Source organism: Oerskovia sp. Root22 (genome assembly GCF_001429135.1).
GTDB lineage: Bacteria > Actinomycetota > Actinomycetes > Actinomycetales > Cellulomonadaceae > Oerskovia > Oerskovia enterophila.
Genome location: NZ_LMIL01000007.1, coordinates 329,934 through 345,349 on the forward strand (window position 1 = coordinate 329,934; position 15,416 = coordinate 345,349).

At 71.6% G+C, this 15,416-nt stretch carries 17 protein-coding genes and 1 tRNA gene; 7 read left to right on the forward strand and 11 right to left on the reverse strand.

Translation table 11 applies throughout. The annotated features are described in order from the left end of the window. The first annotated feature begins 15 nt into the window (after positions 1–15). Both ASE15_RS06315 and ASE15_RS06320 read left to right on the forward strand, forming a co-directional pair. Positions 16–2,313 (forward strand): choice-of-anchor I family protein, encoded by a 2,298-nt coding sequence (locus tag ASE15_RS06315; RefSeq protein WP_200960515.1) that lies wholly within the window; start codon positions 16–18, stop codon positions 2,311–2,313. Between the two features lie 5 nt (positions 2,314–2,318). Continuing rightward, positions 2,319–3,395, forward strand: a complete 1,077-nt coding sequence (locus ASE15_RS06320; protein ID WP_056762216.1) for a WxL protein peptidoglycan domain-containing protein — start codon at positions 2,319–2,321, stop codon at positions 3,393–3,395. A 207-nt stretch (positions 3,396–3,602) separates the two neighbouring features. Here the strand turns inward: ASE15_RS06320 and ASE15_RS06325 are convergent, their stop codons facing one another. The 7 genes from ASE15_RS06325 to ASE15_RS06355 all read right to left on the reverse strand — a co-directional run bounded on the left by ASE15_RS06325 (position 3,603) and on the right by ASE15_RS06355 (position 10,281). Beyond that, the gene (locus ASE15_RS06325) at positions 3,603–4,856 is read right to left on the reverse strand and encodes an MFS transporter (RefSeq protein ID WP_056762218.1); all 1,254 of its coding nucleotides are present in this window, start codon (positions 4,854–4,856) and stop codon (positions 3,603–3,605) included. Further along, on the reverse strand, positions 4,853–5,587 hold the full coding sequence (locus tag ASE15_RS06330; protein ID WP_056762220.1) for a helix-turn-helix transcriptional regulator: 735 nt from the start codon (positions 5,585–5,587) through the stop codon (positions 4,853–4,855). Before ASE15_RS06330 ends, ASE15_RS06325 begins: the two co-directional genes overlap by 4 nt. 159 nt (positions 5,588–5,746) lie before the next feature. After that, positions 5,747–6,367, reverse strand: a complete 621-nt coding sequence (locus ASE15_RS06335) for a response regulator transcription factor (protein ID WP_056648509.1) — start codon at positions 6,365–6,367, stop codon at positions 5,747–5,749. Then, complete coding sequence (locus tag ASE15_RS06340; protein WP_200960516.1) at positions 6,364–7,707, reverse strand: sensor histidine kinase; 1,344 nt, start codon at positions 7,705–7,707, stop codon at positions 6,364–6,366. The genes ASE15_RS06335 and ASE15_RS06340 overlap by 4 nt, the downstream gene beginning before the upstream one ends. Before the next feature lie 9 nt (positions 7,708–7,716). Beyond that, positions 7,717–8,481, reverse strand: coding sequence for an ABC transporter permease (locus tag ASE15_RS06345; protein WP_200960517.1), 765 nt, complete (start codon positions 8,479–8,481; stop codon positions 7,717–7,719). Next, positions 8,481–9,416 (reverse strand): ABC transporter ATP-binding protein, encoded by a 936-nt coding sequence (locus ASE15_RS06350; protein WP_056762222.1) that lies wholly within the window; start codon positions 9,414–9,416, stop codon positions 8,481–8,483. The genes ASE15_RS06345 and ASE15_RS06350 overlap by 1 nt, the downstream gene beginning before the upstream one ends. Positions 9,417–9,513: 97 nt before the next feature. Then, positions 9,514–10,281 carry a phosphatase PAP2 family protein gene (locus ASE15_RS06355; protein ID WP_082608689.1) on the reverse strand — a complete coding sequence of 256 codons (768 nt, stop codon included), beginning with the start codon at positions 10,279–10,281 and terminating at the stop codon, positions 9,514–9,516. A 151-nt stretch (positions 10,282–10,432) separates the two neighbouring features. On the opposite strand from ASE15_RS06355, the gene ASE15_RS20765 reads away from it, so the two are divergent. Beyond that, a complete protein-coding gene (locus ASE15_RS20765; protein ID WP_157257454.1) occupies positions 10,433–10,582 on the forward strand; it encodes a hypothetical protein in 150 nt (49 codons plus the stop codon). Between the two features lie 115 nt (positions 10,583–10,697). Here ASE15_RS20765 and ASE15_RS06360 read toward each other — a convergent pair whose 3' ends face one another. Continuing rightward, entirely contained in the window at positions 10,698–11,273 is a 576-nt protein-coding gene (locus ASE15_RS06360) for a type 1 glutamine amidotransferase domain-containing protein (protein ID WP_056648506.1), read from the reverse strand. A gap of 177 nt (positions 11,274–11,450) precedes the next feature. On the opposite strand from ASE15_RS06360, the gene orn reads away from it, so the two are divergent. From orn to ASE15_RS06375, 3 genes are all read left to right on the forward strand, one after another. Continuing rightward, positions 11,451–12,089 carry an oligoribonuclease gene (orn, locus tag ASE15_RS06365; RefSeq protein ID WP_369800575.1) on the forward strand — a complete coding sequence of 213 codons (639 nt, stop codon included), beginning with the start codon at positions 11,451–11,453 and terminating at the stop codon, positions 12,087–12,089. Between the two features lie 69 nt (positions 12,090–12,158). Then, a tRNA-His gene (locus ASE15_RS06370) sits at positions 12,159–12,234 on the forward strand. Positions 12,235–12,386: 152 nt separating this feature from the next. Continuing rightward, positions 12,387–13,595, forward strand: a complete 1,209-nt coding sequence (locus ASE15_RS06375) for a site-specific integrase (protein ID WP_162259123.1) — start codon at positions 12,387–12,389, stop codon at positions 13,593–13,595. 45 nt (positions 13,596–13,640) lie between these two features. On the opposite strand, the gene ASE15_RS06380 is transcribed toward ASE15_RS06375, so the two are convergent. The 3 genes from ASE15_RS06380 to ASE15_RS21055 all read right to left on the reverse strand — a co-directional run bounded on the left by ASE15_RS06380 (position 13,641) and on the right by ASE15_RS21055 (position 15,039). Beyond that, the gene (locus tag ASE15_RS06380; RefSeq protein WP_056762226.1) at positions 13,641–14,162 is read right to left on the reverse strand and encodes a hypothetical protein; all 522 of its coding nucleotides are present in this window, start codon (positions 14,160–14,162) and stop codon (positions 13,641–13,643) included. Between the two features lie 76 nt (positions 14,163–14,238). Further along, on the reverse strand, positions 14,239–14,643 hold the full coding sequence (locus ASE15_RS06385; protein WP_056762228.1) for an ImmA/IrrE family metallo-endopeptidase: 405 nt from the start codon (positions 14,641–14,643) through the stop codon (positions 14,239–14,241). 15 nt (positions 14,644–14,658) lie between these two features. After that, on the reverse strand, positions 14,659–15,039 hold the full coding sequence (locus tag ASE15_RS21055; RefSeq protein ID WP_056762230.1) for a hypothetical protein: 381 nt from the start codon (positions 15,037–15,039) through the stop codon (positions 14,659–14,661). Positions 15,040–15,118: 79 nt separating this feature from the next. Here ASE15_RS21055 and ASE15_RS21060 point away from each other — a divergent pair, with 79 nt between their 5' ends. After that, the gene (locus tag ASE15_RS21060) at positions 15,119–15,358 is read left to right on the forward strand and encodes a helix-turn-helix transcriptional regulator (protein WP_056762231.1); all 240 of its coding nucleotides are present in this window, start codon (positions 15,119–15,121) and stop codon (positions 15,356–15,358) included. The last annotated feature ends 58 nt before the right edge of the window (positions 15,359–15,416 follow it).

Genomic DNA, 15,416 nt, shown 5'->3' on the forward strand with positions numbered 1-15,416 from the left:
AACGAGGAGCACGGAATGCGCGTGGTTCACCAGTCCCGCCTGCGTCACCCGAGGTCGGCCGGGATCGTGGCTGCCGGCCTCACGGTCGCCGTCGCTGCCGGGACGTTCGGGGTCGTCGGCACCGCCGTCGCCGCCCCCGACCCGTCCGTCCCCCCTGCTGTCACCCTCTCGCCGCTCGGCACGTACTCCACGGGCCAGCTCGACGAGTCCGCTGCGGAGATCGTCGCGTTCCACGCGGCCTCCCAGCGCCTGTTCGTCGTCAACGCCCAGTCCGGGAAGGTCGACGTCCTCGACGCCCAGGACCCCACGGCCCCGACCCGCCTGTTCGAGCTCGCGGTCGGCGGCACGGCCGCCGCGGACGGCTCGGTCGTCGCGGCCGACGCCGTCGTGAACTCGGTCGCGATCCGTCCCGACGGCCTCGCCGTCGCCGCGGTCGAGTCCGGCACCAAGACCGACGACGGGTGGCTCGTGTTCTTCGACGCCGCCGCGCCCGTGACCACGCCGGGAGCCGCCCCCGCGTCCGCGATCCTCGGCGCCGTGCGCGTGGGCGCGCTGCCCGACATGGTGACTTTCTCGCCCGACGGCACGCGCATCGCGGTCGCGAACGAGGGCGAGCCCGCGGACGACTACAGCGTCGACCCCGAGGGCTCGATCTCGATCGTCACGGCCCCCGCGAGCCTCGCGAGCGCCGCCCAGGGCGACGTCCGCACCGCGACGTTCCACGCGTTCGAGGCCGGCGGCTCCAGGACGCTGCCGGCCGGTGTCCGGGTGTTCGGCGGCCGCGAGGCCGCGGGCACGGGCGTCCCCCAGCGGCCCGTCTCGGAGAACCTCGAGCCCGAGTACATCGCCTGGGACGCGACCGGCACGGTCGCCTACGCGAGCGTCCAGGAGGCGAACGCGCTCGCGGTCGTCGACGTCGCGAGCGCGAGCGTGACCGACCTGCTGCCGCTCGGGACGCAGGACCACCTCGCCGCGGGCAAGGGGCTCGACGCGTCCGACAAGGACGGGAAGATCGACATCCGCTCCTGGCCCGTCAAGGGCCTCTACCAGCCCGACACGATCGCCTCGTACCAGGCGGGCGGCGCGACCTACCTCGTGACCGCGAACGAGGGCGACTCGCGCGACTGGAAGGGCTGGTCCGAGGTCAAGCGCGTCAAGGACCTCGGCAAGAAGGGCGTGCCCGGCCTGTGCGCCGACGCGTTCTCGTCGTTCGTCGGCGCGCCCGGCAACCCCGCGACGCTCGCCGACCTCACCGCGGACGCCCACCTGGGCCGGCTCAACATCAGCACCGCGAGCGGCCTGCGCGCCGACGGCTCGTGCTACGAGGAGCTGTACTCGTACGGGTCGCGCTCGTTCTCGATCTGGTCGACCGACGGCCGCCAGGTCTTCGACTCGGGCGACGCGTTCGAGCAGCTCGTGGCCTCGGTCGAGCCCGGCTTCTTCAACTCGAACCACACCGAGTCCGGGTTCGACGGGCGCAGCGACGACAAGGGCCCCGAGCCCGAGGGGCTCACGCTGGGTGAGGTCGGCGGACGCACGTACGCGTTCATCGGCTTCGAGCGCGTGGGCGGGATCGCGGTCTTCGACGTGACCGACCCCGCGCAGGCGACCTACGTCTCCTACGTCAACAACCGCAGCTTCTCCGTGAGCGCCGAGGCGACGCCCGAGAAGCTCGCCGAGGCCGGCGACCTGGGCCCCGAGGGCCTCACGTTCGTCCCGGCGAGCGACTCGCCCACGGGCGCGCCGCTCCTCGCCGTCGGGAACGAGGTCTCGGGCACCACGACGTTCTACGGCGTCGACGTGCCGGCCGCCGAGCCCGGAGACGGCCAGATCGACCTCACGGTCACCATCCCGGCCGCGCCCGTCGAGCCGGGCGAGTTCGTCTGGACGATCGACGGTGGCGCCCGCGTGGTCGACCTCGGCACGGCCCGGCTCGCGGGCGACCACCTCGCAGCGACCGGCCGCCTGGGCGCCGTGACGGTGACCGACACCCGCGCGACGGCCCCCGCCTGGTCAGTCTCGGCACAGGTCGGGGACTTCACCACGACCGCCGGGGCGCGCACGCTCCCCGGCACGCACCTCGGGTGGACGCCTGCCCTGGTCGCGGCGGGCGGCGGGACGCTCGCCGGCGCTCCGGTGGCCTCGGGCCTGGTGAGCGGCAACGGCCTGGCCGACTCCGCCCTGCTCGGGTCCGCAGCGGCCGGGCACCAGCCGGGCAGCGCGGTCCTCGGGGCCGACCTGGACCTGCGCTTCCCGGTCGACGCGGCGGCCGGGACGTACACGGCCACGCTGACCCTCACGGCGATCGGCTGACCGACATGACCCGTCGCATCGTGCACACCGGCACGGCGACCTTCCCGTCCCGCAGCGCGGCGGGTCCCGTGCGCCGTGTCGCGGCGGCGCTCCTGGTCGGGGCGGTGGCAGCGCTGCTGTCCGCCGCCCCGGCCGGGGCCGCGGACCAGCCCGTCGCTCTGCCGGTGACCTGGGGCGTCGCCCCTGTCTCCGCCCCGACCTTCGACTTCGCCCTGGAACCCGGCGCGACCCTCACCGACCAGCTCGTCGTGACCAACCACGGCGAGGTCCCGCTCGACCTCGCGGTCTACGCCGCGGACGCCTTCACCTCACCTACGGGAGCGCTCGACGTCCTGCCCGCCGGCACACCGTCCGAGGACCTGGGCGCCTGGATCTCGACCGACGTCCCGCAGGTCGCGGTCGCCCCCGGTGAGCGCGCGACGGTCCCCTTCACCCTCACGGTCCCGACCGACGCCACGCCCGGCGACCACACGGCTGCGGTCGTGACCTCTCTCGTGACGGGCGCGGGCGCGGGAGCGGGTGGGGTCGCGGTCGACCGGCGCCTCGGCACGCGTGTCCTGGTCCGCGTCGCGGGCGACCTCGCCCCGTCCGCGACCGTCACGGACGTCGACGCCGACTACGCCGGGTCGTGGAACCCCGCCGGCACGGGTGACGCGCACCTCACGTTCACGGTGACCAACACGGGCAACGTGCGCCTGGCGGGCCCGCTCGCGGCGACGGTCGCCGGCCCCATGGGTGTCGGGGCCGTCTCGGTCCCGCTGGGCGACCTCCCCGAGCTCCTGCCGGGCGACGCGATCACCCTCACGGGCACCGCGACGGGGGTCGCGCCGCTCGGGCGCCTGTCGGCGTCGGTCGCGCTCGCGCCCGTGGTCGCCACGACGGCGACCACCACCCTGCCCGACGACGCCACCTCCCACGCCCTCGACCCCGCCACGGGCGAGGCTCACCTGTGGGCGGTGCCGTGGTCGGTGCTCGCGGTGGCGACCCTCCTCGTGGGTGCGGTGCTCGCGTGGCGGACGCTGCGCCGTCGGGCACGCGTGCGCTTCGAGGCTGCGGTCCAGGACGCGCTCGCGGCCGCCTGACCGCCCGACCCCGCCACGGCCTGTTCCGGACCGCGACCGGCAGCCACGTACCGCCCCGGACGGACACCGGGCGCCCCGGTTGTCAGAAGGGGGCCGAGGTATCCCCCGGCCCACTTCTGACAACACATCCGTGGCAGGTCGTTGCGGCGGCCGGCTCGCGGTCCTCACCCCTCGGTCGCTGGCCCCCCAGCCGCCAACCGTCAGCTCTCAGCCCTCAGCCGTCGCCCCGGCCACCGCAGCCTCCTCGGCCGCCGACGCACGCGACCCCTTGAGCGAGAGCAGCATCGAGACGGCGAGCCCGGCCGCGGTCAGCCCGACCAGCAAGCGGTAGTCGACGACCCCGACGACGGCCGCCGCGACCACGGTCATGACGAGCTGCGGGACGTTGAGCAGCATGTTCGTCGCTGCCGACGTGCGCCCCTGGAGCGTGGCCGGCGTCTTGAGCTGGCGCTCGGTGACGAACCCGACGATCGCCCACGTGACCCCCAGGCCGATCGCGCCCATGCCCACGACGATCGCCACGAGGTTCGTGCCCAGCGCGGGCAGGATGCCGAGCGTCACGATCCCGAGCGCGAGCGCGACCAGTCGCTGCGACCCGATCCGCTTGATCATGCGCGCGGCCGTGAGACCCGCGACGATCGCCGTGACGCCCTGGACGCTCGAGATGGGCCCGAGCATCTCGGGCCCCAGCCCCAGGCCGCTCTCGATGATCGCGAAGCTCACCGCGTTGAGCACACCCACGGCCCCGAACCCGACCGCGAGCGCCACCGTCAGGACGCCGAGCGGGGCGGTGCGGAAAAGGTGCCGGAACCCCGCCGTGACCTCGGCGAGGAACGGCTCGCGCTCGTCCTGCGGCGTCGGCGGGGTCTCCACGAGCACGATCCGGGACACGAAGAACGCCGCGACCACGAACGCGACCACGGCCGAGACCACGAGGGGCAGCGGCCCGACCGCGACGTACACACCAGCGCCGATCACCGGCATGACGAGGCGGAACGTCTGGTCGATCGTCGTGAGCCGGCCGTTGGCGGCGCCCAGGGCCTCGTCGGGCAGCAGATCACGGATGAGTCCCGACTGGGCCGCGGCCGTCGCGAACCCGATCCCCGAGTACAGGACCGTGACCACGAAGATCAGCCAGACCTGCCCAGGACCGCGCACGGCGAACAACGAGAGCAACGAGACCGCGCCGACGAGGTAGGCCACGATCATCATGCGGCGGCGCGAGACGCGGTCGGCGACCTGGCCGAGCAGCGGCGAGACGAGCGCCGGGAGGCCCAGGGCCGCGAAGACCAGGCCCGCGGTGCCGTTCGAGCCCGTGAGGTCCTTGACCCACACCGCGAAGATGATCGCGAGGACCGAGTCCGCGAAGTTCGTGAATCCCCACGCGACCGTGAGGAAGCGGAAGGGCCGGGTGCGCAGCGCCTGCTTGACCAGGGTCGCCTCGTCGGTGGTCGTGCTCATGCGCGGGGCTCCTCGCCGGTCGGCAGCTCGACCGTGACCGGGCCCTCCGCGGGCGCGCCCGGGGTCCGGGCCGCGGGGCTCCCGGCGTCCGCCGGCGCGTCGGGGTCGAACGGGTCCGCGTTGACGACGCCGAAGAACCGCGCGGGCCGCGATCCCTCGGGGCGCAGCTCGGGGTGCGTCCAGCGACCTTCGAAGCGGTCCGTGATCGCCTGGAGCTCGCGCGAGAGCTCGGTCAGCTCCTCGGGCGTCGCCCAGAACGAGCTCTTGGTCATGACCGAGGCGAGCAGCCACTCGTGGGGCTGGCGGGGCGCGCTGTCGATCCAGTGCGCGACCCGCGCCGCCTCCTGGTCGACGACGATCCGCGCGAGCTCGCCCGCGGCCCGCAGCGACTCGGGCTGCTCGGGGTCGTAGCGGCTGGTCCGTCCGGTGCCCACGGGCTTCCACGGCTTCTCGCGCCCGACCCGCTCGGCGGGCTCGACGAACCCGTACTTGGCGAGCATGCGCAGGTGGAACGAGCAGCTCGCGACCGACTCCCCCGTGACCTCGGCGCAGCGCGTGGCCGTGGCCTGGCCCTCGTCGTCGAGCAGGTCGAGGATCGCGAGGCGCAGCGGGTGCGCCAGGGCCCGGATGCGCTCCGGGTCGGAGGTCGTGACGGCCTCGTCGCGCTGCGCCGGGGCCGGGGCCTGTGCGGGCGGATGCGTGACGTCGTCGGGCGGGGTGCTGGGTGGCATGCCGCCACCCTACGACTCTAAAGAAGTCTTGCGCAAGAGTTCTTTAGAATGCTCTCTCCCGGGTCGAGCGGCCGACTCTCGTCGCGCAGCTCGCCGCCCGACGTGGCACCGTCGGCCCCGTCTGCCCCGTCGGCGAACGCCGCCTGCGCCCAGGTGGCGTCACGTCAGCAGGCGACGGCGGTAGCCCTCGGCCACCGCCGAGGCCCGATCGCGGACGCCCAGCTTGTCGTAGACGTGCTGCAGATGGGTCTTGATGCTCGCCTCGCCGATGAACAGCGTCGCAGCGGCCTCCCGGTTCGAGCTGCCGTTCGCGACCAGCTGCAGCACCTCCTTCTCGCGATCGGTCAGCGTGCCCGCGCCGGGCCTGCGTACCTGGCCCATGAGGTGCTGCGTCACCGACGGCGCGAGCACCGACTCTCCGCGCGCGGCCGCACGGACCGCTCGCATCAGCTCGTCGGGCAGCGCATCCTTCAGGAGATAGCCGATCGCCCCCGCCTCGATCGCCGGCAGCACGTCGCTCTCGCTGTCGAAGGTGGTCAGGACCAGCACCCGGGCATCCGGCGCCCGCTCACGCAGGGCCGCCGTCGCGGCGACGCCGTCCATCCTGGGCATCCGAAGGTCCATGAGCACGACGTCCGCAGCCAGCGCCGTCGCCCGTTCGACGCCCTCGGCGCCGTCACCTGCCTCACCGACCACCACGATGTCCTCGACGTCCGCGAAGGTGTCACGCAGGCCGCCTCTCACGATGGGATGGTCGTCGACGATCACCAGTCGAATCATCGGTCGGTCTCCTCCGTCGCTCGCGCGCCCCCGGGAGCGATCGCCGGGACGCGCGCGCTGACGGACGTCCCTTCGCCCGGCGTGCTCTGCACCTCGATGTGACCGCCGACGCCCCGGATGCGCTGGCGCATGCTCGTCAGGCCGAACCCGGCCCCGCTCCCTCTCGCGAACCCGCGTCCGTCGTCCCGCACGTCCAGCAGCACCTCGGGGCCTGTGTACGAGAGCGTGACGCCGACGCGCGAGGCCTCGGCGTGCTTCGCCACGTTGGTCAGCGACTCCTGCGCGACCCGGAAGAGCGACACCTCGATCGCCGGGCTCAGCGGCTCGCGGGTGCCGGTGACCTCCACCTGCGCACTGATCCCCTGGTCCTGCGACCATCGTTCGGTCAACGTGCGCAGTGCGTCGGGAAGGTGCGCTCGGCCGAGCTCCCGAGGAGCGAGCGCCTGCACGGACCGTCTGGCCTCGGTCAGGCTGCTGCGCGCGAGCCGGAGCGCGCGCTCGACGTGCTCGTCCTTCTCACCCCGTGCCCCGGCGGAACGCTCCGCGGCCTGGAGCTGCGTGATGATGCCGGCGAGCCCCTGGGCCAGGGTGTCGTGGATCTCGCCGGCCAGCCGCTGCCGCTCGTCGTGCGCCCCGGACTCCCGGGCTTGAGCGACGAGCTGGGCGTGGAGCCCGGCGTTCTCGTGCAGCGCCGCCTCGAGCCGCTCGACGAGCTCCTCGCGCTTGCGCTCCTCCGGCTCGCTCCGCGCCGTCAGCAGGATCCCCACCCCGATCGCCGCGGTCTGCACCGCGACGATCAGGAGGAGCTCCGCGAGCACCTCCGGGGTCGGGTCGACCCACACGCTCATCGCCGAGCCGTTGAGTGCCACGGAGGTGGCCAGCACCGCGAGCACGCCCACGGGCCACGGTCTGAGGAGGTACGCCTGGAAGAAGCACGCGACCGTGAAGACGAGGAACACGTCGGAGTACGTCATCAGGGCGACGCACAGCGCCAGCAGCCCGACGAAGTAGATGCCGGCCGGCACCGGCCGGAGCGCCCTGCGCCGCAGGGGCAGCGTCTGCCCGAACAGCACCCACAGGGCCGAGACCGCGACCAGCCCGAGGACGGAGGCGCCCTCGGGCCAGAAGCGTTCACCGGAGGCCGGCAGCACCTGCGAGAAGTAGATCGCCGTCGAGATCGTCAGCAGGAGCCACGGCGTGACCAGCTGCAGGAGGTCCCAGACCCGCAGCTGCTCCTTCCTCCAGGCCAACCGGGAGCGGTGCGCGATCTCCGCCTCTTCCGCGACCGTGGATTCGAGCGTCGCAGGGATCGGCCGCTCGTCGGCCCCGACGTCCCCCATCTTCGACACCTACTCCCAGCGGAAGAGTCGTGCGGCGATCGCGCTCGCGATCACCGCGATACCCGCCATCATGGCGATCTGCAGCCAGAACGGCTGCCCGCCGGCGGTGGCGGTGACCTCGCCCGCCTCGGTGGACCACGCAGCGGTGAGAGCCTGCAGCCCGGGCGGGACGACCTCGCCGACCTCGCGCAGCGCGTCGGGCATGAGGACACGGGGCAGGAAGGCCCCGCCGAAGAACATTAGCGCAACGAAAAGGAGGGTGCCGATCTGGTTGGCGGCGCTGCTCGTGCGGACCACGGCGGCGGAGATCAGGCCGATCCCGAGCAGTGCCGCATAGCCGACGACGAAGGCGACGACGAATTCCAGCGGCCGCTCGGGCGGTGCGATGTCCAGCACCGCCCACGCGAAGAAGATCAAGAGCACCGCGGAGACGACCACGGAGCCGAACGCCACGATCATCTGTGCGGACAGGATGCTGCGCGGATGAGCCGGAGTGGTCGACAGCCTGCGCAGGATGCCGCGCTCCCGGTAGGTCGCGATCACCACCGGGACGTGCTGCACGGCGATCATCACCATGCCGAACACCAGTGCGGTCGGAGCCCAGACGTCGATGGCTCGGAGCCCACCGGTCTCCGGCGTCACCTCGCCGAGCGCCGGGACAGCCCCCAGCCCGAGCAGCAGTCCCGTCGGGAACAGTACGCCGAAGACCACGGTGGCCGAGTCGCGGAGGAAGAGCTTCGTCTCGACCGTGACCATCTTCAGGCGGGCGCGCATCAGCCGACCTTCCTCTCGGAGCCTTCGGTGGATTCCGGGGCGCGTCCCGTGAAGGCCACGAACGCGTCGTCGAGGGTGCGCTGGTCGACGCGGAGGTCTTCCACGACGACCTGCGCCCGGGCGAGCGCACCTGCGACGCCGCTCACGAGCTGCCCCCTGCCGGTGACCAGCCAGGAGCCCTCGACGACCTCGACACCGCTCACCTCGGGAAGCTCGGTGAGGATGCTCCTGTCCAGCGGCTGGCTCACACGGAACCGGATCTGCTGCTCCGCGGTCGCCTGCGCGATCAGCCCCGCGGGCGTGTCCACCGCGACGACCCGGCCGCCGTCGATCACGGCGATCCGGTCGCTGAGGCGCTCCGCCTCGTCCATGAAGTGCGTCACGAGGAGGATCGTGACGCCTGTGTCACGGACCCGTTCGACGAGGCTCCAGGTGTCCCGCCTCGCCTGCGGGTCCAGGCCCGTCGTGAGCTCGTCGAGGATCGCGACCTTCGGGTTGCCGACCAGGGCGAGCGCGATCGAGAGCCGCTGCTTCTGCCCGCCCGAGAGCGCCTTGTACCGCGTGCTGCGCTTCTCGGTGAGACCGAGCAGCTCCATGAGCTCGCGCCAGTCGACGGGGTCCCGGTAGAAGGAGCTGTAGAGATCGAGCGCCTCGGAGACCGTGATCGCGTCGGGGAAGCTGCTCTCCTGCAGCTGCACGCCGAGTCGCTCACGCACCTCCGCCCGGTCCGTGACCGGGTCGAGCCCCAGCACGGAGATCGTGCCCGAGTCGGGCGTCCGCAGGCCGGCGATGCTCTCGACGGTCGTCGTCTTGCCGGCACCGTTGGGCCCGATGATGCCGAAGATCTCCCCCTCCTCGACGGTGAAGGAGACGTCGTCGACGGCGACGTGCTGCCCGTAGCGCTTGTGCAGGTGTCGTACTTCCAGTGCGGTCATGCTGCGAGGCTATGGACGCACCACCCCGTGCCACATCGACCGTTGCGGCTGGGCTCGGGTGGATGCGCGCATCCACCGTTCGGTGGACCTGCAGCACTCAGGCCGAGCTCCCGGCGCGTGACTGCTCCCCCAGGTCGTGCAGCCTGTCGATCACCACCACGCCCCCGAGCACCGCGACCGCGAGGCTCGCACCCGCGAGCACGTCGGTCACGAAGTGATACCCCAGGTACAGCCGGCTGCCCCCCACGACGGCGATCACCGCGACGCTCACGACGACCCACAGCACGAGCACGAGCCTGCGCTGCCGCCCTTCCTGCCACTGCCGCCACACGAGGTACCCACCGACCAGCACGAGGGTCGCCGCGCCGATCGTGTGCCCCGACGGGAACGAGAAGCTGCGCTCGACGCCCGGGACGACCATGGCGGCGTCGTCGGGCCGTGGCCTGGCCACGAGCGCCTTGAGGACCGAGGACACGACCGTCGAGGCGATCATGGCCCCGGCCAGCAGGCCGGGCTCCCACCAGCGCTTGGTCGCGAGCCCCCACCACAGGCACCCCACGCCGACGAGGATCGGCAGCACCACCGGGCCGAACAGGTTCGTGACCACGGTCAGGACCGACGTCGCGGCCACGGTCCGGTGCGCGACCATCCACGCGAGCACGGCGTCATCGGTGAACCAGAGGTCGTCGCGCTCGCGCACCGAGTCGTAGACGACCAGGAAGCCCAGCACGCCGATCACGACCAGGACCAGGCCGGGCAGGGCGGCGACGAGCCGCGCGCGCCACACGCTCCCCGTGCCCGACGGCGCCACCTCCCCCGCGCTCACGTCACGTCGTGCGTCGCTCGGCTCGCTGTCTGCTCCCATCCAGAGAGCCTAGGGAGAAAAAGGCGTGCACCGCCCGGCGAGGAGGTGGTTGTGTTGCACCTATCACCGCGGTGGCGTCCGTCCGGTCAGTACCGGGCGGTGGAGGACCCGGCCAGGTCCACGAATCCGACGTCACGAAAGACGAACCACCATGCATCCCCAGCTCATGCACGACGTCGCCGACCTCGGCCGGCGCGAGCAGCTCCAGGAGCAGACGCTGCGCCGCAGCAGCCTGCGACGGACGACGACCCGCATCCCGGCGCGCACCCGGCAGGCACGCCTGCCGCGTCGCACCGCATGACGGCGCCCGACCGCTCGGTGATCTCCCGCCGACCGGGCACCCACGACCGAAGGCCCTGACCTCCTCGTCACAGGAGTCAGGGCCTTCGTGCTGCGGGCTGACGGCCACGGTCGCGTCAGGCGCTCACGGCGCTCTCGCTGAGGACGGCGTCGACCTCGCGCAGGAAGTCGGGGAGGTCGCCGGGATTGCGTGACGTCACGAGCGCCCACCCCTCGGCGTCGTCCCGCACGACCGACCGGTCTTCCCAGGAACCGCCCGCGTTGCGGACGTCCGTCTGCAACGACGGGTAGGACGTCAGGGTCTTCCCCGCGAGCACGCCCGCCTCGACGAGCACCCAGGGGCCGTGGCAGATCGCCGCGACCGGTCGGCCCGAGGTCGCGAACGACCGGACGGCCTCGACCGCCGTGCCCTCGAGCCGCAACGAGTCGGCGTTCAGCGTGCCGCCGGGCACGAGCAGCAGGTCGTAGCCGCCGGGGTCGACGTCCTGCAGCCGGAGCGTGGGCGGGACGGTGGTGCCCGGGTCCTTGTCCCCGACGAGGGTCTCGACGGGGTCGCTCGTCACAGCAGCGACGTCGACGTCCACCCCTGCGGAGCGCAGGTGCTCGAGCGGGACCACGAGCTCGTCCTGCTCGACGCCGTAGTTCGTCACGATCGCGAGGACGCGACGGCCTGCCAGGTCCGTGTCAGCCATGGTTGTCTCCTTCACGTGGTGGTGGGGAGCCCGAGGGAGCCTCCTCCGGGTCTTCTTCGACCGTAGGTCCGGCCCGCTCCGCTCGCAGCGCGGGCCGCCACGTCCTTCGTCACGGCCTAGGCTGTGGGCGTGAGCCCTGTGAACACCAATGACCGCATCGTGTGGATCGACTGCGAGATGACCGGTCTCGATCTGGGCGCCGACGCGCTCATCGAGGTCGCCGCCGTCGTCACCGACTCCGAGCTGAACGTCCTGGGCGACGGGATCGACGTCCTCATCGCCCCGCCGGCCGAGGCGCTCGAGCAGATGGGCGACTTCGTCCGCGAGATGCACACCACGTCCGGGCTCCTCGAGGAGCTGCCGGGCGGCACCACCATGGCCGACGCGCAGGCCCGTGTGCTCGAGTACATCCGCACCTGGGTCCCCGAACCGGGCAAGGCACCGCTCGCAGGGAACTCGGTCGGCACCGACAAGACGTTCCTCGAGCGCGACATGCCGGAGCTGGTCGGCCACCTGCACTACCGGATCGTCGACGTCTCCTCGATCAAGGAGCTCGCACGGCGCTGGTACCCGCGCGTGTACTTCGCGTCGCCCGCCAAGACCGGCGGCCACCGTGCGCTGGGCGACATCCTCGACAGCATCGACGAGCTGCGCTACTACCGCGAGGCGCTGTTCGTGCCGCAGCCCGGCACCGACTCCAAGACCGCGAAGGCGGTCGCCGAGCGCATCAAGGAGACCTCGGTCTCCAAGTCGATCGGGGCGTCCGGAACGGCCGCCGGGACCGGGACCGAGCCGGAGGCCGCACCCCTGTCCTGAGACCCCTCAGAAACCAGGTACACTTTTCGACGGCTGCTAAAGAGTTCTTCGGAGCTCGTGCAGGCCGTGGTGGGTATAGCTCAGCTGGTAGAGCACCTGGTTGTGGTCCAGGGGGTCGCGGGTTCAAGTCCCGTTACTCACCCCATGAAAGTGCAGGTCAGCGACCTGCACCGCACGACATAGGCCCCGCGCCTACATCGAAGGCCTACAATGGCCCCAGATGTAGGCGTGGGGCCTTGTTGCGTTGCGCTCCACCACGTACGGATTGGGCGTGATCGTGTGGCGAGTGTGACCCCCGTGAAACGAAGCTCCGGGTTCGCCTGGCGCGTCCAGGCGCGCGACGAGAACCGGAAGATGCGCCAGGAGACTTTCTACGGTGAGGATGGTCACACCGTGGAGCGCGCGGCTCGGACGTTCGCCAAGCTCGTCGACCGCGTCGGGGTCACCGAGGCGTCCCGGATCCGCGACGAGCGCACTGGCGCTGCGCGCCGCGGCGTGCCGACGCTGGCCGAGTGGGCAGAGACGTACCTCGACCACGAGGGCGGCCTGTCGCGCGAGTCGAACGCAGGCACCCGCGCCGGGTACCGCGCAATCCTCGAGGCAACGATCCTGCCACGCCTGGGCGAGATGCCGATCGACGCGATCACCGAGGACGACGTCCGCGCCTGGGTCACGTGGCTCGAGTCCCAGGACTCCAAACGCCGCCCCGGGAAGAAAGTCGCACAGAAGACCGTGCAGAACCACCACGGCCTGCTCTCCCAGATCCTCGCCGCCGCTGACGCCCGCGGCCTGCGCAAGGGCAACCCTGCCCGCGGGATCAAGGCGACCCGCCAGCGCAAGGAGCGCATGGTCGTACTTTCGCAGTCCGAGTTCGCGATCCTGCTGCACTTCGTCCCGGCCAACTGGAAGCCGCTCGTCATGTGGCTCGCTGGCACCGGGATGCGCTGGGGCGAGGTGACCGCACTCACCTGGGGCGACATCGACCAGGACTCACACACGGCCCTCGTCCACATCGACAAGGCGTGGCAGAAGGGCGAGACCGCGGCGCGCGTCCTAGGCCCGCCCAAGACGGACGCCGGCGAACGCACCATCTCCGTCCCGCACGAGCTCGTGGCCACGGCCGGCCCTGCGGGGCGCGGCGACGTCCTGGTGTTCCGTGGGGCGCAGGGTGGGCCCGTGTGGCCCGGCGGCTTCTACTCTCGCGTCTGGCGCACCGCTGTCGACGCGGCGAACGACGACGAGAGGTGCGCCGCCGTAGGCCTTACGCCGCTCGGCAAGCGACCGCGCCTGCACGACCTGCGCCACTCGCACGCCTCATGGATGATCGCGGCCGGTCGCCCCCTCCCCTACATCCAGGCGCGACTCGGCCACGAAAAGATCACGACCACCGTCGACACCTACGGGCACCTGCTGCCCGACGCGCACCAAGGCGACGTCGACGCCGTCCTGCTCGCGATGTCCGGCGTCCTGCCGGTCGCCGAGGAGCTGCGCGCGCTCGGAGCATGACGAAGGCCCCCGCCGTTCGGCGGGGGCCTCGGTGCCTCCAGGGGGTTAGGAGACCGGGACGTCGGGCAGCCCAAGGAGGATGCGGAGCTTCTGGCCGTTGCCCTGCTGCTCCGGAATCTGGTAGGTCAGGTCAATGGTCTTCTGGTCCTCCGTCGAAGCTGCGATCGCGAGGTAGATGGGCAGTTCGGCCGCGAGCTCGGCGACCACGCCGTCGACGGCTGGCTGCGCAGAAGCAGGCCACTCCGCGGCGACAAGTCCGTCCGCGAAGGCGCGCCCAGCCGCAGCCAGGTCACCCGCCGCGATTCGCGCGGCTGGCAGATCGTTTGCCTCGAAGGACGCGACAACGGCGGGAAGCGCCGCGTTGTACGGCTCTACGAGCGCAAGGTACTGAGCACCGGCCTCCTCGATGCTGATCTCCGTCGGAGTCGGCTCCGGCTCGGCGGGCGCTGACTCTGCGGTCACATCAGTCGGCGTCGACGCAACCTCGGGCTCAGCGCCTCCCGAGCATCCAGCGAGCATGAGTGAGACACCGATCATGGCCGCAATGGCGCCGGTTCGTGTGGTCATGCTGCGAATCCTCCCGCATGCGCCCCTGCCTCAGGTCGAAGCGGCGGGGTGAAGTCCGACCGTGACGCTTGGGCCGCTAGACCGCTCGCAGGTGGCGCAGCCGAGCACGCGGCCGGACGTAGTTCTCGCGCCACAGCAGCACGTAGTTCTCCGTGACGGCGAGCTCCTTGGCGATCGCTCCAGGGTGGGCCCCGACGATGCGCTCGGCGCGCGCGTACTCCTCGAGCGAGATGAGGATCTGCGCCGCGAACATGTCGGCCTCACGCTCCTGTCGTGCGCTCGCCGCGGGGTCGTCGGTCCACGCGTGGTCATGGTGGGCGTGCCCGATCTCGTGGGCCATGGTCATGCGGATCGTAAAGCCGGTGCGCCGGCGGTCGTTGATCGTGATCAACCCGCGTGAGTACTCGCCGTTCCGTCGGCCGAGGTCGCGGTACTTCACACCCCAGCCGCGTCCGAGCGCGTAGTCGATCAGGTCCTGCATGCCCAGTCCTCCTTGCTAGTCGAGCTGGGCGATGCCCTCTTCCTCCAGGGTCGGATCCTCGTTCGCCACTGCCCTCTCAAGGACCGTATCGACGTCTGGCAGGCCCGTCCCGGCCGACACGCCCGCGCCTGGGAAAGCATGAACGGTGGCCCCTTGCTGGCGAGCGTCGCGCATCCGCGTCGAGATCTCCTCGACCAGCTCGCGCGGACCCATGCCGGCCATCTCTGCGACGGCCGCGATGATGTCGGTGTCGACCGGTCGTCGCCCGCTCGTTCGCTCAGAAACGAAGCCTTGCGAGCGTTCGAGCCGTTCGGCGAGGGGCACCTGTCGCACATCCCGCTCGCTCATGATGTCGCGCAGGTGCCGTGCGAACGCCTTCGAGAAGTCACTGGTCATAGCTCCACGTTATCGGATATCCGACACGCCGCGCATCGGGCGTTGCGTCGACTATCGGATATCTGATAGAACTACAGCCATGGAACTCACCCACTCCCGAGGGGCGATCGCTGCCGAAGTGCGGGCCTGCCTCTCTCGCCGCCGGGCCTCCCAGAAGGAGCTCGCTGTGGCACTCGGCATCTCCGCAACGACGATGAGCGACCGCATGACGGGCCGCTCTGCATTCGACACGGACGAGCTGCTCCAGATCGCAGCGTTCCTGGATGTCGACTTCGTGGAGCTCTTCCCGATGAGCATCCGGACGTCTTCCGCGGCCTAGCGGTATCAGATATCCGATTCCGCGGAGCGGGTCGGAGTGCAGAACACCTGAATACAGC